Origin of the sequence: Streptomyces sp. NPDC018026 (assembly GCF_044327745.1) — a bacterium.
Taxonomy (GTDB): domain Bacteria; phylum Actinomycetota; class Actinomycetes; order Streptomycetales; family Streptomycetaceae; genus Streptomyces; species Streptomyces rubrogriseus.
Map to the genome: position 1 here is coordinate 608,198 of NZ_JBIRFY010000002.1, position 20,291 is coordinate 628,488.

Genomic DNA, 20,291 nt, shown 5'->3' on the forward strand with positions numbered 1-20,291 from the left:
ACGAGGACGCGCCCACGCCCGTCGCCAGCACCGCGCCGACCACCGCCACGCCGAGGGTCTGGCCCAGCTGGCGGCTGGTGGAGGCGACGGCCGCGGCGACCCCGGCCTGGGCCCGGGGCATGCCGGAGACCGCGGTGTTGGTGATGGGCGCGTTGACGAAGCCGAAGCCGATGCCGAACAGGACGTAGCCGAGAAGGAGCGTCACGTCGGAGGTCTCGGCCTCGAAGGCGGCGAACAGCGTGCCGCTCACGGTCAGCGCGCCGCCCGCGATCAGCAGGGGCAGGCGCGGTCCCCGGCTGCCGACCAGCCGGCCGGAGAGCGGGGCGCACAGGAAGGTCGGGACGGCCATCGGCAGCATCCACAGACCGGCCTCCAGGGCGCTCAGTCCGCGCACGTTCTGGAGATACAGCGTGGACAGGAACAGGAAGCCGCCCAGCGCGGCGAACGCGCTGATCGCTATGACGGTGGCCCCGCTGAACGGCGCCGACCGGAAGAAGCGCAGCTCGATGAGGGGATCGGCGCGACGGGGCTCGTGCAGGAGCAGGCCGAGCAGCGCGGCGAGCGCCAGTACCGCGAAGGGCAGCACGGTGAGGAACCCGGCGTTCGGCGCCTCGATGATCGCGTACGTCAGGGAACCGAACAGCACGATCACCATCAGCTGGCCCAGCGGGTCGGGGCGCCGGGCCTTCGGCGCGCGGGACTCGGGGACGAAGCGCAGGGTGAGCAGGAGGGCGGCCAGGCCCACCGGCAGGTTGACCCAGAAGATCGAGCGCCAGCCGACCGACTCCACCAGCACCCCGCCCACCAGGGGACCGGCGGCCATGGAGATGCCGACCACCGCACCCCAGACACCGATCGCGCGGGCGCGCTCGCGCGGGTCGGTGAAGGTGTTGGTGATGATCGACATCGCGACCGGGTTGAGCATCGAACCGCCCACCGCCTGCATCATCCGGAAGACGATCAGCGAGGACAGGTCGGGGGCCAGCGAGCACAGCAGCGAGCCGAGAGTGAAGATCACCAGGCCGGTCATGAAGACCCGCTTGCGGCCGATCCGGTCGGCGGTGGAGCCGGCCAGCATCAGCAGCGCGGCCAGCACCAGCGTGTACGCGTCGATGGCCCACTGCAGGCCCGACGTGCTCGCGTGCAGGTCGCGCTGCATGGAGGGGAGGGCGACGTTGAGGATCGTGTTGTCGATACTCACGATCAGCAGGCTCATGCAGCAGATGGCGAGCACGAGCATGCGGCGGCGATGGGTCAGCTCGGGCATGAACTCCAGCCTACGCCCATTTCGATAGTGCGACTAACTAATGACTGATACATGATCTCCCCGGGTGCGTGACAATGGGGGAATGTCCACGCTCACCACGCCCGCCCCCGAGACCACCGCCGCGCCGCTGCGGATCGGCCCGCACACCGTCACGCCGCCCGTGGTGCTGGCGCCGATGGCCGGGATCACCAACGCGCCGTTCCGCACCCTGTGCAGGGAGTTCAGCGGGGGCAAGGGCCTGTTCGTGAGCGAGATGATCACCACCCGGGCGCTGGTCGAGCGCAACGAGAAGACCATGCAGCTGATCCACTTCGACGCGACCGAGACCCCGCGCTCGATCCAGCTGTACGGCGTCGACCCGGTGACCGTCGGCAAGGCCGTCCGCATGATCGCGGAGGAGGACCTGGCCGACCACATCGACCTGAACTTCGGCTGCCCGGTCCCGAAGGTGACCCGCAAGGGCGGCGGCTCGGCCCTGCCGTACAAGCGGAACCTGCTGCGGGCCATCGTCCGCGAGGCCGTCACCGGCGCCGGTGACCTGCCCGTCACGATGAAGATGCGCAAGGGCCTCGACGACGACCACCTCACCTACCTCGACGCCGGGCGGATCGCCGTCGAGGAGGGCGTCACCGCCATCGCCCTGCACGGCCGCACCACCGCCCAGCACTACGGCGGCACCGCCGACTGGGACGCCATCGCCCGCCTCAAGGAGCACGTCCCGGAGATCCCCGTCCTCGGCAACGGCGACATCTGGTCCGCCGAGGACGCGCTCAGGATGGTGCGGGAGACCGGCTGCGACGGCGTCGTCGTCGGACGCGGCTGCCTCGGACGGCCGTGGCTCTTCGCCGACCTGGTCGCCGCCTTCGAGGGGCGCACCGACTCCTTCGTACGGCCCACCCTGCGCGAGGTCGCCGACGTGATGGTCCGGCACGCCACGCTCCTCGGGGAGTGGATCGGGGACGAGGCGCGCGGCGTCATCGACTTCCGCAAGCACGTCGCCTGGTACCTCAAGGGCTTCGCCGTCGGCTCCGAGATGCGCAAGCGGCTCGCGATCACCTCCTCCCTGGCGGCGCTGCGCGCCGGACTCGACGAACTCGACCTCGACCAGCCCTGGCCCACCGGCGCCGACGGCCCCCGCGGCCGCACCTCCGGCAACAACCGGGTGGTCCTGCCCGACGGCTGGCTCAAGGACCCGTACGACTGCGCGGGCGTCGGCGCGGACGCGGAGCTGGACACCTCCGGCGGCTGATCAGCCCCCCGCCCCGGTGGGGTGCGGGGTCGAGCCGTACGCCGTCAGGAAGCGGTCGCGGAAGGAACTCATCTTCCACACCGGGGCGTCGTGGGCCGGTTTCAGCCCCTCCGTCCAGTTCCAGCCGTCGATCGCGTCGAGCACCTTCGGGTCCCTGGCGACGATCGACACCGGGACGTCCCGGCTGGCCTTGTTCCCGCTGACGCGGGCGAGGGGCTGGTGGTCGCCGAGGAAGACGAGGACGGTGTCGTCGGTGCCGTAGCGCTCCAGCCACTGGGTGAGGCTGGTGACCGAGTACTGGACCGACTTGCCGTACTCCTCCTTCGAGCGGGCGGAGTCGGTGATGATGTCGGGCGCCTTCACGCCCGCCGCCTCGATGCCCTCGTACACCGACCCGTCGCCGACCTCGTCCCAGCCGACCATCCTCGGGATCGGCGCCCAGGGCTGGTGGCTGGAGGTGAGGATGACCTCCGCCATCAGCGGCCGGTCGCGCTTCCTGCCGTGCTCCAGGCGCTGGAACGCCTCCAGCGCGTACTGGTCGGGCATCGTCGACCAGCTGAACTTCGGCCCCCGGTAGCCCATGTCGAACGCGTCGTAGACCTTGTCCAGCCCGTGCCAGTCCGCCTCCGGCCAGGCCTTCTGCACCCCCGGCATGATCCCGACCGTGTCCCAGTCGCCGGTCTTGCGGAACGCCTTGGTGAGCGTGAGGTGGTCGCCCGCGGTGACGGTGCGGTAGCGCTGCTGGTTGTCCACCCACAGGCCGGACAGGAAGGTGGAGTGGCCGAGCCAGCTGCTGCCGCCGTACGTCGCCGAGGTCAGCCAGCCGCTGCGGGCGTGGAAGCCCGCCTTCGCCAGCGCCCCGGTGCTCGTGTCCAGGGTCCGGCCGACACCCGGTGCCATCACCGGGTCCTCGATCGCGCTGCGGCCGTAGCTCTCGATGAACGTGAAGATCATGTCCTTGCCGCGCAGGTCCGGCACCAGCTCGGCGCCGGGTGTGGCGCCGAAGCGGTCCGCCTTCGCCTCCTTCGCGAAGGCCGCCTCGTCCCGCAGCGTGTCCACGACCCGGTGCGCCTGTGCCTCCATCGCCCGGGAGGCGCTGGTGGTGGCCACCGGCACGCCGAAGGTCTGCAGGCCCAGCGAGGCGCAGGTCATCCAGACGGTGGCCGTCATCAGCGCGCCCCGGGCCGCCCGCTCCCGGTGCGCGGCGAGCAGTTCGCCGAGCCGGACCGCCGCCAGCGCCATGCACACCAGCAGCGAGACGGCCAGCGCGACGGCGCCCACCGCGGCCCAGGCCGCCGTCGCCCCGCCCATCGAGTCCGCCACGAACGACTGGGCGTCGTCCAGCAGGCCCCAGTCCAGGACGAGGTTGAAGTTCCGGCCCAGGTACTCGGTGAAGCCCATGTCGAGCAGGTTCAGCACGGTCAGCGCGCCCAGGGCGGTCCCGAACAGCGCGGCCGCCACCAGGCGCGGCACCCGGGGCAGGCAGAGCAGCAGCACCGCCGCGACGACCGCCTCCACCGGAATCCGTGCGAAGCGGTTGGGCTCCAGGGCCGCCGACGTGTTCGGCAGCAGCAGCGCCCCGAGCACCAGAATGGCCGAAAGAGCCGTGGTGACCCGGCGGACCACGACGGCGGCGCGCGGGTGCCGGGAGCGCCACGCGCGCCGGTGGGCGAGGCGGGCCCCGAGGGCCTTGAGGGCCGCGACGGCCTTCAGCGGGGCGGGTCCGGGTGCGCCAGGGGTGTCGGGGTCGTCGTCGGCTGTCTGCGGCGGCCGGCGGAAAGGCGTGATGACGGGCACCCGAAGGTCCTTCCGTGCGAAACCCGGTGGACGGCGGGCCCCGGCGAGGGGGCCGGGACCCGCCGCACTCTCGTACGGCCGGCACCGGCGGTCCGTTCACGGGTCCGCATGGTGAAATCCGGCGGTCTGTGGGAGCGTGATTCTCGCCACCTCTGATAGGGGTGGTGCTCAGATGAGCGGATCTTGGGCGACTCCACTTCTCCAAGGTGTGGCACTGAGTGCCATGCATTGATCGTTCATCGAGCGAACTCAAACGTAGATAATGGCGCTCAGGTGAGCGGATAGTTCGGCGTACGAGCGTTCATGTGTTCAAGAAGTGAAAACACAAGCGGTCGGTCGCTTGCCAAGCCTTGACTTTCGATCCGCTGGCGGACGGGTGGTTACAGGCGCATGACGCACACGTGGACGTACCCACAGGCCTTTGATCTGGGTACATTCCTCGCCGTCAGGGCAGCCACCGCGTCCTCGAGGAGTCGAGACCCGTGTCGGAAAACAAAGATCCCCAGGTAGCGAACGCAGCGAAGTTCGTTTACGACTTCACCGAGGGCAACAAGGACCTCAAGGACCTCCTCGGCGGCAAGGGCGCCAACCTCGCCGAGATGACCAACCTGGGTCTCCCGGTCCCTCCCGGCTTCACGATCACCACCGAGGCCTGCAAGACCTACCTCGACAGCGGCGAGGAGCCCGCGGCACTGCGTGACGAGGTGAGTGCGCACCTCGACGCCCTCGAAGCGAAGATGGGCAAGAAGCTCGGCCAGGCCGACGACCCCCTCCTCGTGTCGGTCCGCTCCGGGGCCAAGTTCTCCATGCCCGGCATGATGGACACCGTCCTCAACATCGGCCTCTCCGACAAGTCCGTGCAGGGCCTGGCCAAGCAGGCCGGCGACGACCGCTTCGCGTGGGACTCCTACCGCCGCCTTATCCAGATGTTCGGCAAGACCGTCCTCGGCGTCGACGGCGACCTCTTCGAGGAGGCGCTGGATGCGGCGAAGACGGCCAAGAAGGTCGCGGTCGACACCGAGCTGGAGGCCGCCGACCTCAAGAAACTCGTCACCAAGTTCAAGAAGATCGTCAAGACCGAGGCCGGCCGGGACTTCCCGCAGGACCCGCGCGAGCAGATGGACCTCGCCATCAAGGCGGTCTTCGAGTCCTGGAACGGCGAGCGCGCCAAGCTCTACCGCCGCCAGGAGCGCATCCCGCACGACCTCGGCACCGCCGTCAACGTCTGCTCGATGGTCTTCGGCAACCTCGGCCCGGACTCCGGCACCGGCGTCGCCTTCACCCGCGACCCCGCCTCCGGCCACCAGGGCGTCTACGGCGACTACCTCCAGAACGCCCAGGGCGAGGACGTCGTCGCGGGCATCCGCAACACCGTCGCGCTGGCGGAGCTGGAGCGGATCGACAAGAAGTCGTACGACCAGCTGATGCAGATCATGGAGACGCTGGAGAACCACTACCTGGACCTGTGCGACATCGAGTTCACCATCGAGCGCGGCCAGCTGTGGATGCTCCAGACCCGGGTCGGCAAGCGCACGGCGGGCGCCGCCTTCCGCATCGCCACCCAGCTCGTCGACCAGGGCCTGATCGACGAGGCCGAGGCCCTCCAGCGGGTCAACGGCGCCCAGCTCGCCCAGCTGATGTTCCCCCGCTTCGACGACGAGGCGAAGGTCGAGAAGGTCGGCCGGGGCATCGCCGCCTCGCCGGGCGCGGCGGTCGGCAAGGCCGTCTTCGACTCGTACACCGCCGTCAAGTGGTCCCGTTCCGGCGAGAAGGTCATCCTGGTCCGCCGCGAGACCAACCCCGACGACCTGGACGGCATGATCGCCGCCGAGGGCATCCTGACCTCGCGCGGCGGCAAGACCTCCCACGCGGCCGTGGTCGCGCGCGGCATGGGCAAGACCTGTGTCTGCGGCGCCGAGGAGCTGGAGGTCGACACCAAGCGCCGCCGGATGACCGTGCCCGGCGGGCACGTCGTCGAGGAGGGCGACGTGATCTCCATCGACGGCTCCTCCGGCAAGGTCTACCTCGGTGAGGTGCCGGTCGTGCCCTCCCCGGTCGTCGAGTACTTCGAGGGCCGCATGCACGCGGGCGCCGAGGACGCCGACGAACTGGTCGAGGCCGTGCACCGGATCATGGCCTTCGCCGACCGCAAGCGCCGGCTGCGGGTGCGGGCCAACGCCGACAACGCCGAGGACGCGCTGCGCGCCCGCCGGTTCGGCGCCCAGGGCATCGGCCTGTGCCGCACCGAGCACATGTTCCTCGGCGACCGCCGCGAGCTGGTGGAGCGGCTGATCCTCGCCGACACCGAGGCGGTGCGCGAGGAGTCCCTGAAGGAGCTGCTGCCGCTGCAGAAGCAGGACTTCGTCCAGCTCTTCGAGTCGATGGACGGCCTCCCGGTCACCGTCCGCCTCCTGGACCCGCCGCTGCACGAGTTCCTGCCCGACATCACCGAGCTGTCGGTGCGGGTCGCGCTCGCGGAGTCCCGTCAGGAGCCGCACGAGAACGAGCTGCGCCTGCTCCAGGCCGTGCACCGGCTGCACGAGCAGAATCCGATGCTGGGCCTGCGCGGTGTCCGCCTCGGCCTGGTCATCCCCGGGCTGTTCACCATGCAGGTCCGTGCCATCGCCGAGGCCGCGGCCGAGCGCAAGGCGGCCAAGGGCGACCCGCGCGCCGAGATCATGATCCCGCTGGTCGGCACCGTCCAGGAGCTGGAGATCGTCCGCGAGGAGGCCGACCAGGTCATCGCCGAGGTCGAGGCGGCCACCGGCGCCAAGCTCAAGCTGTCGATCGGCACCATGATCGAGCTGCCGCGCGCCGCGCTGACCGCCGGACAGATCGCCGAGGCCGCGGAGTTCTTCTCCTTCGGCACCAACGACCTGACCCAGACCGTGTGGGGCTTCAGCCGCGACGACGTCGAGGCCAGCTTCTTCACGGCCTACCTGGAGAAGGGCATCTTCGGCGTCTCCCCGTTCGAGACCATCGACAAGGACGGCGTCGGCTCCCTGGTCGCCGCCGCCGCGAAGGCCGGGCGCGCCACGCGTCCCGACCTGAAGCTCGGCGTCTGCGGCGAGCACGGCGGCGACCCGGAGTCGGTCCACTTCTTCCACGAGGTGGGTCTGGACTACGTCTCCTGCTCCCCGTTCCGGATCCCGGTGGCCCGCCTGGAGGCCGGCCGGGCGGCGTCGCGGTCCAAGGGCAGCGACCACCGGTAACACCCGAAAAGCGACCACCGGTAACCCCTGAAAGGGGTCAAAGGCCCCGGAGCCGCCGTCTGTCACCCGACCACCCTCACCGATCGGCGGCGGCTCCGGACCACGAGAAAAGGCGGCACCCGTGCGGGGGTGCCGCCTTTTGTGACACGTGCAACGGTGTGAATTCCTGTCTGCTGAGCAGCAGCAATCTGTCAGCAGACTCGGAGGCCCCTGGCAGCGGACAGCGGCCGACACCCGGAACGGTGGTTGGATGACCCAGACGGATCACAGGGAACCGGCCGGTACGGCCCACCGTGACGGGAAAGGGGACAGAGCGGCGGGAAAGGTGCCCAGCCCCCGGACCGGCGCGGCGGAGACGGTCCCCGAGGCCGGGCCCCCCGTGGCCCGCAACCGGCTCGCGGCCCTGGACGGACTGCGGTTCCTGGCGGCCCTGTCCGTGGTCTTCTTCCACTTCGTCGGTCAGGTGCCCTCCACGATGCGGACCATGTGGGGCCGCCCCGTCGAGAGCGTCTTCCCCGAGGCCCAGGGCTACTTCGCCTACGGCCGGCTCGGCGTCGAACTCTTCTTCCTGATCAGCGGGTTCGTCATCTGCATGAGCGCGTGGGGCCGCACCCCGCGCGACTTCTTCATCTCCCGCGTCACCCGGCTGTACCCCATGTACTGGGTGGCCATCGCGATCACGGCCTGCGTGATCTACTTCGCCGGTGACCCGTTCGGGCAGCCGCACCCGCGGGTGATCTTCGCCAACCTGACGATGCTCCAGACGCCGCTGGGCGTGGAGAACCTGGACTCCGTCTACTGGACGCTCTGGCCCGAGCTGTGCTTCTACCTCACCTTCGCGGTCGTGGTGTGGAAGGGCCTGACGTACCAGCGCGTGGTGATCTACTGCGGCCTGTGGACGGTCGCCGCCGTGCTGGCCCCCGGCGCCGACATCCACCTGCTCACCCTGCTGGTGAACCCGCCGTCCGCGCCCTACTTCATCGCGGGCCTGGCCTTCTACCTCATGTACCGCTACCGCCCGACCCCGCTGCTGTGGGGCATCGTCGCCATGTCGTGGCTGCTGGCGCTGCACTACCTGCTGACGCCCGGCGGAGGCCGTCTGGACTGGGACGTGTGGCAGCCCGGGCGCGGCTGGCTGGTCCTGGTCATCACGGTGTTCTTCCTGCTGGTCGCCGCCGTCGCGCTCGGCTGGACCAGCCGCATCCGCTGGCGCGGACTGACCGTCGCGGGCACGCTGACCTTCCCGCTGTACCTGCTGCACGACGCCATCGGCGTCAACGTCATGCACCACTTCGGCGACCGGGCCGACCCGTGGGTCGTCGTCTGCGTCACCGTCGCCGCCCTGGTCGCGCTGTCCTACGTGGTGCAGCGGTTCGTCGAGCGCCCGGTGGCCCGGGCCGCACGGCGCTGGCTGAGCAGCGCCGCGTTCAGCCTCCGGGCGCCGGAGCCCCGCCGCTGAACGACGGGGCTCCAGGGGGCGCGCGACGCGGGCCGGGGCGCGGGGCGGTTCAGGCCGCGCCGTCACTCCGGCGGCGGCGCGCGGCCAGCAGCAGTCCGCCGCCCGCGAGCACGACGGCCGCGCCGCCCGCCGCCAGGTACGGGGTGCTGTCGTCGCCGCCGGTCTCGGCCAGGTCGGTGCCCTGCTGCCCGGTGGCCTCGGCGCCGCCGTCCCCGCTCCCGGAGTCCTGCCCGCTCCCGGCGCCCGCCGCGTCGTCCGTGTCCTCGGCACCGGTGTCCTTGGCGCCGGTGTCCTTGTCGTCGGCGGGCACGAAGCCGGCCGGCGGCTTGTCGCAGCCGACGCCGTCCTTGTCCCGGTCCAGGTGGTCGCCGTAGTGCTCGTCGCCCTTCGGGATGTTGGAGTGGCCGTTCTCGTACGCCTCGGAGCAGTTCTTGAACGGGTGGGCGCCGTCGTGGGCCTGGGCGGCGGCGGCCGGCAGGGCGGCCAGGGCGAGTGCGGCGACGGTGACGGCGGCGGGCTTGCGGAGCAGCTTCATCGAGAGTCCCGGGAATGGTGTGGATGGGCGGATATGAGGTGACGAAGCTATTGAGGTGACCGAGATGTGGTGGGGATATGAAGGACTCGTGATGAGAACGTGACGTGACCGGACGGTAGCTCTCCGCTCAGGGCCGCCGGGCGCGTACGGTGAGACGGGTCAGGACCGGGGAAGGAGCCGCGGATGACCGGCTGGAGCACGGGCGACATCCCCGATCTGGACGGGCGCGTCGCCGTCGTCACCGGGGCCAACGGCGGCCTCGGCTACGTGATCGCCCGGGAGCTGGCGCGCAGGGGTGCGTCCGTCGTGCTCGCCTGCCGCAGCGAGGAGCGGGGGAGCGCCGCAGTACGGCGCCTGCTGGGCGAGGTGCCCGACGCCGCCGTGGAACCGGCGCGACTGGACCTCGGGGACCTGGCCTCGGTCCGGGAGTTCGCCTACGGACTGCCGTACGAGCGGGTCGACCTCCTCGTCAACAACGCCGGGGTGATGGCGCTGCCGCACGGCACGACGGTCGACGGCTTCGAGACCCAGTTCGGCGTCAACCACCTGGGGCACTTCGCGCTCACCGGGCTGCTGCTGCCCTCCCTGCTGGCCGCGCCCGGCGCCCGGATCGTGACCGTCTCCAGCTTCCTGCACGCGCTGGCCAGGGTCGATCCGCGCGACCTCAACAGCGTGCGGCGGTACGGGCGCTGGACCGCCTACGCCCGCTCGAAGTCCGCCAACCTGCTCTTCACCCACGAGCTGGCACGCCGGCTCGCGGCCCGGGAGGGCGCCTCCGACGTCCGCGCGGTCGCCGCCCACCCCGGATACGCCGAGACCGGCCTGTCCACCGCCGCGCCCCGGGCCGAGGGGCGCCGGCTCACCGAGCGGGTGGTGCGGCTCGCGAACCGGGTCGTCGCCCAGAGCGCCGAGGACGGCGCGCTGCCCGTCCTGTACGCGGCGACCGCGCCCGGCGTGCCCTCCGACTCCTTCACGGGACCGTCCTTCGCGATGTGGCGCGGGACGCCCGCACCGTCCTGGCGGGCGTCCTGGACCACCGACGACGCGATGGGGGAGCGGCTGTGGGCCGCCTCCGAGCGGCTGACGGGCGTCATCTACGAGGCGCTGCTGCCCTGAGGAGCGGGCCGGGGGCCGGGGCGCCCCCCGGCCCCGGCGCTCAGGCGGTCTGGCCGCCGTCCACCACGAGGTCGGTGCCCACCACCGACGCCGCGTCGTCCGAGGCCAGGTACAGCACGGCCGCCGCGATCTCCGCCACCTCCGAGACCCGGCCGAGCGGCGTCTCCTCGCGCATCCGCTCGGCCCGCCCGGCCTCCGTCTCGCCCGGCCGCAGGGACATGGAGGTCGCCGTGGCGCCGGGGCTGACGGCGTTGATGCGGACCCCGTCCCCGATGTGGTCCAGGGCGGCGCCCCGGGTGAGGGCCGAGACGGCCGCCTTCGTCGCCGCGTAGGCCGCGGCGCCGGGACTGCGCTTGTGCGCTCCGAAGGTGGAGGCGATGTTCACGATGGTGCCGCCGCCCGGCTGGGTGCGCATGTGCCGGACCTCGGCGCGCAGGGCGAGGAACACGCCGGTGACGTTGATGTCGAGCTGCGTGTGCCAGTCCTCCTCGGACAGCTCGGCGACGGGCGCTCCGCCGCGGAAGACGCCCGCGTTGTTCACGGCGACGTCGAGGGAGCCGAAGTGGTCCACTGCCGCGGACACCAGGGCGTCCACGTCCTCGCGCCGGGTGACGTCCGCGGTGACGGCCAGCGCCTTGCCGCCCGCCCCCTCGACCAGGGCCGCCGTCTCGTCGAGCGGTCCCCGGGCGCGCCCGGCGACGACGACGTGCGCGCCCTCGGCGGCCAGGGCGAGGGCGACGGCCCGTCCGATGCCGGAGCCCGCGCCGGTGACGAGGGCGGTCCTGCCGGTGAAACGCTGGGTGGTCATGAATCTCCCCTTTTCTTGACCTTCTTGACCTGCGTGACCAGTTTTCTTGACCGATCGGTTCAATATGTGGCCGTGAAAACACCCCTCCGGCAGAGGGGCGTGTCCGGGTCTCAGTCGAGCAGTGCGAGCGCCTGTTCCGCCGCGTCCCGCATCCTGGCCGGGTCCGGCGAGGCCTTGCCGACCACCCGCATGCCCTGGAGCAGGACCAGCAGCATCCGGGCGAGGGCCAGCGGATCGCGCCCCGCGGGCAGGTCGCCCTCGGCGCGGGCCCGGGCCAGCGCCGTGTGCAGCACGGTCTCCAGCCGGTCCCAGTTCCGCTCGACCCGCCGGGCGGCGACCGCGTCGTGCGGGGCCAGCTCGGCGGCGGTGTTGGTGACGAAACAGCCGTGCAGGCGCGAGTCGTCGGCGCTCGCCTCGGCCGCGTAGCGCCGCACCAGGGCCCGCACGCCCGGCAGGGCCGGGCCCGGCCGGGACAGGTCCGCCAACAGGTCCGGGAGCAGCCCCTGCTCGTAGTGCGCCAGCGCCTTCAGATACAGCTCGCGCTTGTTGCCGAAGGTCGCGTAGATGCTGGCCCGCCCGACGCCGAGGTGCTCGACCAGGTCAGCCATCGACGTCGCCTCGTAGCCGCGCCGCCAGAACAGCTCCAGGGCTGCCCACAGCGCGGCGTCCGGATCGAACTCCTTGGTCCTGGCCACGAACCGCAGCCTAGGGCCATCTGAAACGATCGGTCAAGAAAGCCTGGCTCAGGCCGCCTCGACGGCCTTCACGGCCTTCACTTGGTACGTCTCCACCCGCATCGCCTCGTCGTCCAGGCACTCCCCGGTCGTGAGGTCGAAGCGCTGCTTGAGCAGCGGGGAGGCGACGAACGGGCGGCCCTGGTGGGTGCCGGTCAGGCCGCGGGAGAGGACCGCCGCGCCGGTGAACGGGTCCCGGTTGTCGATGGCGTACAGCCCGCCGTCCCGGTCGCGGAACAGGGCCACCTGGCCGCCGTCCGGCAGCAGGGCCGCCACGCCCCGGCCCGGGAGCAGGGCGCCGAGGTCGCAGGCCGTGAACCAGTCGTCCGGCAGCCGCAGCCGGACCTTCAGGCCGGTCGTGTCGGGGGCGAGGGTCTCGGGTGCCAGGGTCATCGCCGGGTGCTTCCTTCCAGGAGGTCGTCCGCCGAGGCGGGCCGCCGGCCGATGTCCAGCAGCGGCAGGTCGGGCTTCATCTGGTCGCGCTCGGGCACGAAGCCCACGACCGGGTCGGGGGTGTCGGGGGCGTTCACGAAGGACACGAACCGGGCCAGCTTCTCCGGGTCGTTGATCGTCTCGGCCCACTCGTCGCGGTAGTGCGCGACGTGGGCCGACATCAGGGACTCCAGCTCGTCGCAGATGCCGAGCGAGTCGTGCACGACGACGTCGCGTACGTGGTCCAGGCCGCCGGGGATGCGCTCCAGCCAGGTGGAGGTGCGCTCCAGCTTGTCGGCGGTGCGGATGTAGAACATCAGGAACCGGTCGATCAGGCGGACCAGTTCGGCGTCCGAGAGGTCCTGCGCGAGCAGGTCCGCGTGGCGCGGGGTGGCCCCGCCGTTGCCGCCGACGTACAGGTTCCAGCCGTTGGAGGTGGCGATCACGCCGAAGTCCTTCGACTGGGCCTCCGCGCACTCGCGGGCGCACCCGGAGACCGCCGACTTCAGCTTGTGCGGGGAGCGCAGGCCCCGGTAGCGCAGCTCCAGGTCGATCGCCATCCGCACCGAGTCCTGGACGCCGTAGCGGCACCAGGTCTGCCCCACGCAGGACTTCACCGTGCGCAGCGACTTCCCGTACGCATGCCCCGACTCGAATCCGGCGTCCACCAGCCGCGCCCAGATCAGCGGCAGTTGCTCGACGCGGGCGCCGAACATGTCGATGCGCTGGCCACCGGTGATCTTCGTGTAGAGCCCGAAGTCCCGGGCGATCTCGCCGATGACGATCAGCTTCTCCGGCGCGATCTCGCCGCCCGGGATGCGCGGGACGACGGAGTACGAGCCGTTGCGCTGGAGGTTGGCGAGGAAGTGGTCGTTGGTGTCCTGGAGCGCGGCCTGCTCGCCCTCCAGGACGTAGCCGCTCGCGCCGATGGCCGGGGCCAGCGAGGCGATGATCGAGCCGACCGCCGGCTTGCACACCTCGCAGCCCTCACCGCCCCGCGCGCCCTCCCTGCCGTGCCGGTCCAGCAGCTCCCGGTAGGAGGTGATCCGCAGGGCGCCGACGATCTCGTACAGCTCCTCGCGGGTCTGCGCGAAGCAGCCGCACAGCCCCTTGTCGACCTCGACGCCGCTCGCCTCCAGCTCGGCGGTGACCAGCTGGCCGAGCACCTTCACACAGGAGCCGCAGCCGGTACCGGCCCTGGTGCACTTCTTCACCTCGGGCACGGTCGTGCAGGAGTGCTCGGTCACCGCGCCGCGAATGGTGCCCTTGGTGACGTTGTGGCAGGAGCAGATCACCGCGTCGTCGGGCAGCGCGGACGGGCCGAGCTGGGCCGGGGCCCCGGCACCGGCGGGCAGCACGAGCGACTCGGGGGAGACCGGCGGGACCGAGCCGGTGAAGGCGCGCAGGGTGCCGTACGCCTCCGCGTCACCGACCAGGATGCCGCCGAGCAGCGTGCCGTCGCGGCCGACGACCAGCTTCTTGTACAGGCCCGCGCGGGAGTCGGAGTAGACGACGTCAAGGCAGTCCTCGGCGGTGCCGTGCGCGTCGCCGAAGGAGGCCACGTCCACGCCGAGCAGCTTCAGCTTGGTGGACAGGTCGGCGCCGGTGAAGGAGGCCTCCTGGGCGGCGATGGTGGCGGCGGCCGTCTCGGCCTGCTCGTACCCGGGCGCGACCAGCCCGTACACCCGCCCGTCGGCGGCCAGCGCGCACTCGCCGATCGCGAACACCCGCTCGTCGGTGACCGTGCGGCAGCGCTCGTCGACGCTGATGCCGCCGCGCTCGCCGACCGCCAGCCCGCAGTCCCGGGCGAGCTGGTCGCGGGGCCGGACACCGGCGCTGAACACCACCAGGTCGGCGGCGAGTTCGGAGCCGTCGGACAGCTTCATGCCAGCGACGGCGCCGTCCTCGCCGGTCACGATCTCCTGGGTGCCGACGCCCGTGTGGACGGACAGGCCCATCTCCTCGATGGTGCGCAGCAGCGCCGCGCCGCCGCCCTCGTCCACCTGCACCGGCATCAGGCGCGGCGCGAACTCCACGATGTGCGAGGTGAGTCCGAGCCCCTTGAGCGCACCGGCGGCCTCCAGGCCGAGCAGCCCGCCGCCGACCACGGCACCGGTGGTCGCCCGGGTCCTCGCGTACGCCTCGATGGCCAGGAGGTCCTCGATCGTGCGGTAGACGAAGCAGCCCTCGGCGTCCTTGCCGGGCACCGGCGGGACGAACGGGTAGGAGCCGGTGGCCAGGACGAGGACGTCGTACTCGACGACCAGCCCGGAGCGGGCGGTCACCTCGCGCGCCTTCCGGTCGACGGTCTCCGCCGGGTCCCCGACGCGCAGCTCGATGCCGTGCTCGTCGAGGAAGGCGAGGTCGGTCACCGACAGGTCCTCGGGGGTCTTGCCCGAGAAGTACGAGGTGAGCTGGACGCGGTCGTAGGCGGGGCGCGGCTCCTCGCACAGGACGACCACGCGGTGCGTGCGGGTCAGGCCGCGCTCGGCGAGGGCCTCCAGGAAGCGCTGGCCGACCATGCCGTGGCCGACCAGCACGATCGTCGGGGGGTTCCCCGGGGTGGCGGTCATCAGGAGCCTCCGTCTTGGGTGAGCAGGTGGAGCAGGGGGCCGCCGTCGGAGGGGAGCGGCTCTGCTCCCTCCCAGGCGCGCGCCAGCGCGCCGACGGTGCCGAGTTCGCCGACCAGGACCCCGCCCACCAGCCGGTCGTCACGGACGACGACCTTGCGGTAGGTGCCCCGGGTGGCGTCGGCGAGCTGCACGACGTCGTCGCCGGGGCGGGGGTCGGTCTCGCCGAACGCGGCGAGGTCGAGGGGGTCGAAGGGGCTGTCCGCCCCGGTGAGGGTGAGCCGGGTCAGGGCGCGGGTGCCGGTGTAGTGCCGGGCGGCGGTCCCGCCGTCCGCGAGCAGTCCGGCCAGCACCCCGGCCTGTTCGAGGGCGGGCGCGGCCAGGCCGTACACGCGGTCCGCGTGCTGGGCGCAGTCGCCGATCGCGCGGATGTGCGGGTCGGAGGTGCGCAGCTCGTCGTCGACGAGGACGCCCTTGCCGACCGCCAGCCCCGCCTCCCTTGCCAGCCCGACCCGCGGCCGGACCCCGCAGGCGAGCACCACCAGGTCGGCGCCGAGGGCGTACCCGTCGCCCATCTCCACCGACCGCACCGCACCGCCGACGCTGCGCACGTCCCGTACCCGGCACTCGGTGTGCACCTCCACGCCGAGCCCCTCCAGGTGCCGCCGCACCAGCGCGGAGGCCGCCGGGTCGAGCTGCCGCTCCATCAGCCGCTCGGACTGCTGGGCGAGGACGACCTGGGCGCCGCGCACGGCCAGCGCACGGGCCGCGGACACCCCGAGCAGCCCGCCCCCGATCACGACGGCCCGCACCCCCGGCCGCACCGCCTTCGACAACCCGAGGCAGTCATCCATCGTCCGGAACGCGTGCACGCCCTCGGGCAGCTCGTGGTCCGGGGTGAACAGGCCGCGCAGGGGCGGCAGCACGGCGTTGGAGCCGGTGGCCAGGACCAGCGTGTCGTAGGCGATCACGGAGCCGTCGGCGCAGCGCACGGTCCGCCCGGCCCGGTCGATGCCGGTGACCCGGCCGCGCAGCAGCCCGGCGGGCTCCGGCAGGGCGATCACCTCGGGGCCGTACCGTCCGGCCAGCACCTCGGCGAGCAGCACCCGGTTGTACGGGCGGTGCTCCTCGTCGCCGAGCGTCAGCGCGGGCGTGCCCAGCTCACCGAGCCGCCGGGCGAGCGTCACGCCCGCGAGTCCGGCGCCGATCACCACCACACGCGTTTTCGAGGTCATGGCACCGAGCGTGCGGTGCGGGTGTTACCCGGCCGCATCCCTTCTGTTTCCCACGGGGAACGCTGCCCTCAGCGGGCCCGGCCGGTGCGTGTGAGGGGCTCCGGCAGCAGCCGCCGCCGACGTGCGCCGGTCACCCGGTCACCCCTCGGTGCGCTGTCCCGGCCGCTCCACGGCGAGTTCGGCGCGGACGCCGGTTTCGGACGTGCGGTGACGGGAGGCGCGGGTACCGGCGGCAGGGGCCGCGAAAACGGCCGTTGCGACGAACGCCAGGACCACGACCATCGCCGGACGCAGTCCGTAGTGATCGCCCAGGAAGCCGAGGGTGGGCGGTCCCACCAGGAACGCGATGTAGCCGATCGTCGCCACCAGGCCGACCCGGGCGGTCTCGTCGGGCCCCGAGTCGCCCGCCGCCGACAGGGCCACCGGAAAGCCCAGGGACGCGCCCAGTCCCCAGAACAGGACGGCCGCCGCGGCCACGACGGCGTTGTCGGAGAAGATGACCAGGCACAGACCGATGGCCCCGGAGACCGCGCTGGCCCGCACGACGGTCGCCCGGCTGTACCGATTGAGGAAGAACGTGCCGCCGAAGCGGCCCAGGGTCATCGCGGCGGCGAACCCCACGAAGACGAGCGAGCCGACGGCGGCGTCGAGACCGTGGCCGTCGACCATGAGCAGCGGCAGCCAGTCGTTGGCGGCGCCCTCGGCGAGAGCCATGGCCAGGACGATGACCCCGATCATCAGGAGCCGCCGGTCCTTCCACACCTGCGGGCCCGCGGGCCGCGCGGAGTCCGAGGCGGGCGCCGCGGCACGGACGCCGGTCCCGGCCGGGACGGCACCGATGGCGTACCCGAAGATCGCGGCCGTCACCGCGGCCACCGCCAGGAGGTGCCAGTGGGCGGGGAACGCCGCGGCGGTGGCCGCCATGCCGGCCAGGCCGCCGATGACGGTGCCCAGGCTGAAGCACCCGTGCAGGGTGGGCAGCACCGCCCTGCCGGTGATCCTCTCCACGTCGGCACCGTCCACGTTGATCGCCACCTCGCCCGACCCGACCCCCACGCCGAACAGGCACAGCCCCGCGGTGACCAGGGGCGCGGAGCCGAGGGCGCTGCCCGCGCCCACCACGACCACGCTCGCGACGACGAACAGGGTGCCGAACGCCGTCACGGGTCTGGTCCCGAACCGCGACACGAAACGGCCGGAGCAGAGGATGCCGGCCATCGAGCCGACGGACAGACCGAACAGCACCAGCCCCATCTGCCCCGTGGACACGCCCAGACCGTCACGGACGTCCGGGGTGCGCGTGATCCATGAGGACATGGCGATGCCGTTGAGGAAGAAGAAGAGGTACAGCGCCCGGCGGCGACGGCGCACGGCACGGTCTGTCAAGGAAGGGCTCCGCCGGTGTTGGAGACAATGAGTCACGGGCGGGCGACGGTCCCGCGCCACCCACCGAGTATGCACAAATGTACACACCGGATCGGCGACCGAGAAGACCGAGACGACCGAGCAGACCGAGCAGACCGAGCAGACCGAGCAGACAAGGCGGACAACGGCGATGACAGGCAGCACTCGTGGCCCCAACGACCCCCGGCGCCGCGAACGCATCCTCGACGCCGCGCTCGACGTCGTCGCGGAGCACGGCGCCATCAAGGTGACCTTCCGCAAGATCGCGGAGGCGGCGGGCGTACCGCTCGGGTCGCTCACCTACTACTTCGACGACATGCAGCACCTGCTGACCGCCGCGTTCACCCGGCTCGCGGAGACCGTCTCCACCCGATACGGCGCCCTTCTGGAGGCCGCGCGGACCCGCCAGGAGGCCGAGGAGGCGGTCGTCGAGATCATCTGCGGCAAGGTCTGGGGGACCGACCGCAACCTCCTGCTCAGCTACGAGCTCTACGCCTTCGCCACCCGCAATCCCGAGGTGCGCGCCGTCATGCGCTCCTGGATGCAGGCCAGCCGGTCCTCCCTGGCCAGGCACTTCGACCCGCTCACCGCACGGGCCCTGGACGCGCTGGTCGAGGGATTCTCCATCCACAACTCCGTCGACCCGCGGCCCACCGAGCGCGAGGAGGTCGCCGCCGTCGTCCGTGCCGTCGTCGACGCCGGGGCGTGAACCTCAGAAGTCCCTCATCTTGATGGACGGCACATCCATCCCGTCCATAGGGTCGCGATCATGCCCGACATATCGCTGACCACGGTCGTCCTGCTCTGCCTCGCCGCACTCGCGGCCGGCTGGATCGACGCCGTGGTCGGCGGCGGCGGCCTCCTGCTCCTGCCCGCGCTCCTGCTCGGCCTGCCCTCCGGCACCCCGGCCGCGCACGCGCTCGGCACCAACAAGGCGGTCGCCATCGTCGGCACCACCGGCGCGGCGGTGACCTACGCCCGCAAGGCGCCGGTGGACGTGCGCACCGCCGTACGCATCGGCCTGGCGGCGCTGGCCGGGTCCTCGGGCGGTGCCTTCTTCGCCGCCGGGATGAGCACCGAGGTCCTGAAACCGGTGATCATGGTGGTGCTGCTCGCGGTCGCCGCCTTCGTGATCTTCCGCCCCGCCTTCGGCACCGCGCCCGCCACCGGCCCGGCCACCCGCCGCCAGATCCTCGCCGCGATCGGTCTGGCGGGCCTCGGCATCGGCTTCTACGACGGCCTGATCGGCCCCGGCACCGGAACCTTCCTGGTCCTGGCCCTCACCGCGCTGCTCCACCTGGACCTGGTGACCGCCTCCGCCACCGCCAAGATCGTCAACTGCTGCACCAACGCGGGCGCCCTCGCCACCTTCGCCTGGCAGGGCGCGGTGCTGTGGCAGCTGGCCGTCCTGATGGCCGCTTTCAACCTGGCCGGCGGCATGTTCGGCGCCCACACCGCCCTCAAGAAGGGCAGCGGCTTCGTCCGCGTCGTCCTGCTGACGGTGGTCTTCGCGCTCGTGGTGAACCTGGCATGGGAGCAGTGGGTGGCCTAGTCAGGCACGGTCCGTCGCCGCCCGGCGCAGGCTCAGCAGCTCCACCACCCCGGTCGTGTCCTCCTGCCCGTGCCCCTCGGCGAGCCGTCGCTCCATCAGGGTCAGGTACGGCGTCAGCAGCTCCGCGCTCACCCCCTGCTCCTCCGCCGTGCGCAGCAGGGTCGCGCTCCCCGCCACCTGCATCGCCAGGTTGGAGACGACGTCCTTGCCGTAGTCGCCGCTCGCCAGTTGCCCGGCGGCCCGGTGAGCCGAGCCGGACATCGCGCCGAGCCAGGACACCAGCAGCGGTGCGAAGTCCTCCGGGGCGATGTCCTCCGGGCCGATCAGGGCGAAGGCGTGCGCCATGCCCGCGAACATGCCGTACATCGCGCTCAGCAGCGCCACGTCGTGCAGCGCCGCGAATCCCGGGTCCGTACCGACGTAGCGCGTACCGGCCGGCACGGCGAGTGCGTCCCGGTGCTCGTCGAACAGCTCGGCGGAGCCGCTGTAGAGGATGTATCCGCCGGAGTCGGGAGACCCGATCATCGGCGGCACGGCCATGATCCCGCCGTCCAGGAAACGGGCCCCGCGTTCCCTCGCCCACCCGGCGCGGGCGCGGCCCTCGGCGGGCGTCCCGGTGGTGAGGTTCACCAGGTCCCGCCCGGTCAGGTCGGCCCCGTCGAGGGCCTCGCCGACCGAGGCGTCGTCGAGCAGGCAGACGATCACCAGGCGGCTCGCGGCCACCGCCTCACCGGCGCTCGCGGCGACCCTCGCCCCCTCGGCGGCGAGGGCCCCGGCACGGGCCGGGGTGCGGTTCCAGACGGTCACGGGATGGCCGGCGGCGAGCCAGGCGCGGGCCAGCGCGGCCCCCATGGCGCCGGTGCCGAGGACGGTGAGCGGAATACGGGCGGCGGGTGTCTTGTCAGTCATGATGATCAGGTT

Annotated in this window: 16 protein-coding genes; 6 read left to right on the forward strand and 10 right to left on the reverse strand. The window is 72.1% G+C overall.

The window, feature by feature from the left end; all coding sequences use genetic code 11:
* On the reverse strand, positions 1-1,267 hold a 1,267-nt coding region (locus ACH4D3_RS08325; RefSeq protein ID WP_398317962.1), incomplete at its 3' end, for an MFS transporter.
* A gap of 82 nt (positions 1,268-1,349) precedes the next feature.
* Here ACH4D3_RS08325 and dusB point away from each other — a divergent pair.
* Positions 1,350-2,516, forward strand: coding sequence for a tRNA dihydrouridine synthase DusB (gene dusB / locus ACH4D3_RS08330; RefSeq protein ID WP_398317965.1), 1,167 nt, complete (start codon positions 1,350-1,352; stop codon positions 2,514-2,516).
* On the opposite strand, the gene ACH4D3_RS08335 is transcribed toward dusB, so the two are convergent.
* Positions 2,517-4,313: a CDP-alcohol phosphatidyltransferase gene (locus ACH4D3_RS08335; RefSeq protein WP_398317968.1), complete on the reverse strand. Its 1,797-nt coding sequence runs from the start codon at positions 4,311-4,313 to the stop codon at positions 2,517-2,519.
* A 482-nt stretch (positions 4,314-4,795) separates the two neighbouring features.
* On the opposite strand from ACH4D3_RS08335, the gene ppdK reads away from it, so the two are divergent.
* Both ppdK and ACH4D3_RS08345 read left to right on the forward strand, forming a co-directional pair.
* On the forward strand, positions 4,796-7,525 hold the full coding sequence (gene ppdK / locus ACH4D3_RS08340; RefSeq protein WP_398317971.1) for a pyruvate, phosphate dikinase: 2,730 nt from the start codon (positions 4,796-4,798) through the stop codon (positions 7,523-7,525).
* Between the two features lie 325 nt (positions 7,526-7,850).
* Positions 7,851-8,984, forward strand: a complete 1,134-nt coding sequence (locus tag ACH4D3_RS08345; protein ID WP_398317974.1) for an acyltransferase family protein — start codon at positions 7,851-7,853, stop codon at positions 8,982-8,984.
* 49 nt (positions 8,985-9,033) lie between these two features.
* Here the strand turns inward: ACH4D3_RS08345 and ACH4D3_RS08350 are convergent, their stop codons facing one another.
* The gene (locus ACH4D3_RS08350; RefSeq protein WP_398317977.1) at positions 9,034-9,519 is read right to left on the reverse strand and encodes an excalibur calcium-binding domain-containing protein; all 486 of its coding nucleotides are present in this window, start codon (positions 9,517-9,519) and stop codon (positions 9,034-9,036) included.
* Positions 9,520-9,702: 183 nt separating this feature from the next.
* Between ACH4D3_RS08350 and ACH4D3_RS08355 the strand changes: the two genes are divergently transcribed.
* Positions 9,703-10,635 carry an oxidoreductase gene (locus tag ACH4D3_RS08355; protein ID WP_398317980.1) on the forward strand — a complete coding sequence of 311 codons (933 nt, stop codon included), beginning with the start codon at positions 9,703-9,705 and terminating at the stop codon, positions 10,633-10,635.
* Positions 10,636-10,675: 40 nt separating this feature from the next.
* On the opposite strand, the gene ACH4D3_RS08360 is transcribed toward ACH4D3_RS08355, so the two are convergent.
* The 6 genes from ACH4D3_RS08360 to ACH4D3_RS08385 form a co-directional block, all read right to left on the reverse strand.
* Entirely contained in the window at positions 10,676-11,443 is a 768-nt protein-coding gene (locus tag ACH4D3_RS08360; RefSeq protein WP_398317983.1) for an SDR family NAD(P)-dependent oxidoreductase, read from the reverse strand.
* A 110-nt stretch (positions 11,444-11,553) separates the two neighbouring features.
* On the reverse strand, positions 11,554-12,138 hold the full coding sequence (locus ACH4D3_RS08365; protein WP_398317986.1) for a TetR/AcrR family transcriptional regulator: 585 nt from the start codon (positions 12,136-12,138) through the stop codon (positions 11,554-11,556).
* A gap of 48 nt (positions 12,139-12,186) precedes the next feature.
* Positions 12,187-12,570: a nitrite reductase small subunit NirD gene (gene nirD / locus ACH4D3_RS08370; protein WP_398317989.1), complete on the reverse strand. Its 384-nt coding sequence runs from the start codon at positions 12,568-12,570 to the stop codon at positions 12,187-12,189.
* Positions 12,567-15,182, reverse strand: a complete 2,616-nt coding sequence (gene nirB, locus ACH4D3_RS08375) for a nitrite reductase large subunit NirB (protein ID WP_398317992.1) — start codon at positions 15,180-15,182, stop codon at positions 12,567-12,569. Before nirB ends, nirD begins: the two co-directional genes overlap by 4 nt.
* On the reverse strand, positions 15,182-16,414 hold the full coding sequence (locus ACH4D3_RS08380) for an NAD(P)/FAD-dependent oxidoreductase (RefSeq protein ID WP_398317995.1): 1,233 nt from the start codon (positions 16,412-16,414) through the stop codon (positions 15,182-15,184). Before ACH4D3_RS08380 ends, nirB begins: the two co-directional genes overlap by 1 nt.
* A gap of 138 nt (positions 16,415-16,552) precedes the next feature.
* A complete protein-coding gene (locus tag ACH4D3_RS08385) occupies positions 16,553-17,836 on the reverse strand; it encodes an MFS transporter (protein WP_398317998.1) in 1,284 nt (427 codons plus the stop codon).
* A 133-nt stretch (positions 17,837-17,969) separates the two neighbouring features.
* Between ACH4D3_RS08385 and ACH4D3_RS08390 the strand changes: the two genes are divergently transcribed.
* Positions 17,970-18,527, forward strand: coding sequence for a TetR/AcrR family transcriptional regulator (locus tag ACH4D3_RS08390; protein WP_398318001.1), 558 nt, complete (start codon positions 17,970-17,972; stop codon positions 18,525-18,527).
* Between the two features lie 60 nt (positions 18,528-18,587).
* Complete coding sequence (locus ACH4D3_RS08395) at positions 18,588-19,370, forward strand: sulfite exporter TauE/SafE family protein (protein ID WP_398318003.1); 783 nt, start codon at positions 18,588-18,590, stop codon at positions 19,368-19,370.
* Here ACH4D3_RS08395 and ACH4D3_RS08400 read toward each other — a convergent pair whose 3' ends face one another.
* Positions 19,371-20,279, reverse strand: coding sequence for an NAD(P)-dependent oxidoreductase (locus ACH4D3_RS08400; protein WP_398318006.1), 909 nt, complete (start codon positions 20,277-20,279; stop codon positions 19,371-19,373).
* Positions 20,280-20,291 lie beyond the last annotated feature (12 nt).

What these genes read in the sequence shown, in the direction of transcription:
- dusB (WP_398317965.1), top strand. Translation starts at nt 1,350, where the DNA reads ATGTCCACGCTCACCACGCCCGCCCCCGAGACCACCGCCGCGCCGCTG.
- ACH4D3_RS08350 (WP_398317977.1), bottom strand. Translation starts at nt 9,519, where the DNA reads ATGAAGCTGCTCCGCAAGCCCGCCGCCGTCACCGTCGCCGCACTCGCC.
- ACH4D3_RS08355 (WP_398317980.1), top strand. Translation starts at nt 9,703, where the DNA reads ATGACCGGCTGGAGCACGGGCGACATCCCCGATCTGGACGGGCGCGTC.
- ACH4D3_RS08360 (WP_398317983.1), bottom strand. Translation starts at nt 11,443, where the DNA reads ATGACCACCCAGCGTTTCACCGGCAGGACCGCCCTCGTCACCGGCGCG.
- nirD (WP_398317989.1), bottom strand. Translation starts at nt 12,570, where the DNA reads ATGACCCTGGCACCCGAGACCCTCGCCCCCGACACGACCGGCCTGAAG.
- nirB (WP_398317992.1), bottom strand. Translation starts at nt 15,182, where the DNA reads ATGACCGCCACCCCGGGGAACCCCCCGACGATCGTGCTGGTCGGCCAC.
- ACH4D3_RS08380 (WP_398317995.1), bottom strand. Translation starts at nt 16,414, where the DNA reads ATGACCTCGAAAACGCGTGTGGTGGTGATCGGCGCCGGACTCGCGGGC.
- ACH4D3_RS08390 (WP_398318001.1), top strand. Translation starts at nt 17,970, where the DNA reads ATGACAGGCAGCACTCGTGGCCCCAACGACCCCCGGCGCCGCGAACGC.
- ACH4D3_RS08395 (WP_398318003.1), top strand. Translation starts at nt 18,588, where the DNA reads ATGCCCGACATATCGCTGACCACGGTCGTCCTGCTCTGCCTCGCCGCA.
- ACH4D3_RS08400 (WP_398318006.1), bottom strand. Translation starts at nt 20,279, where the DNA reads ATGACTGACAAGACACCCGCCGCCCGTATTCCGCTCACCGTCCTCGGC.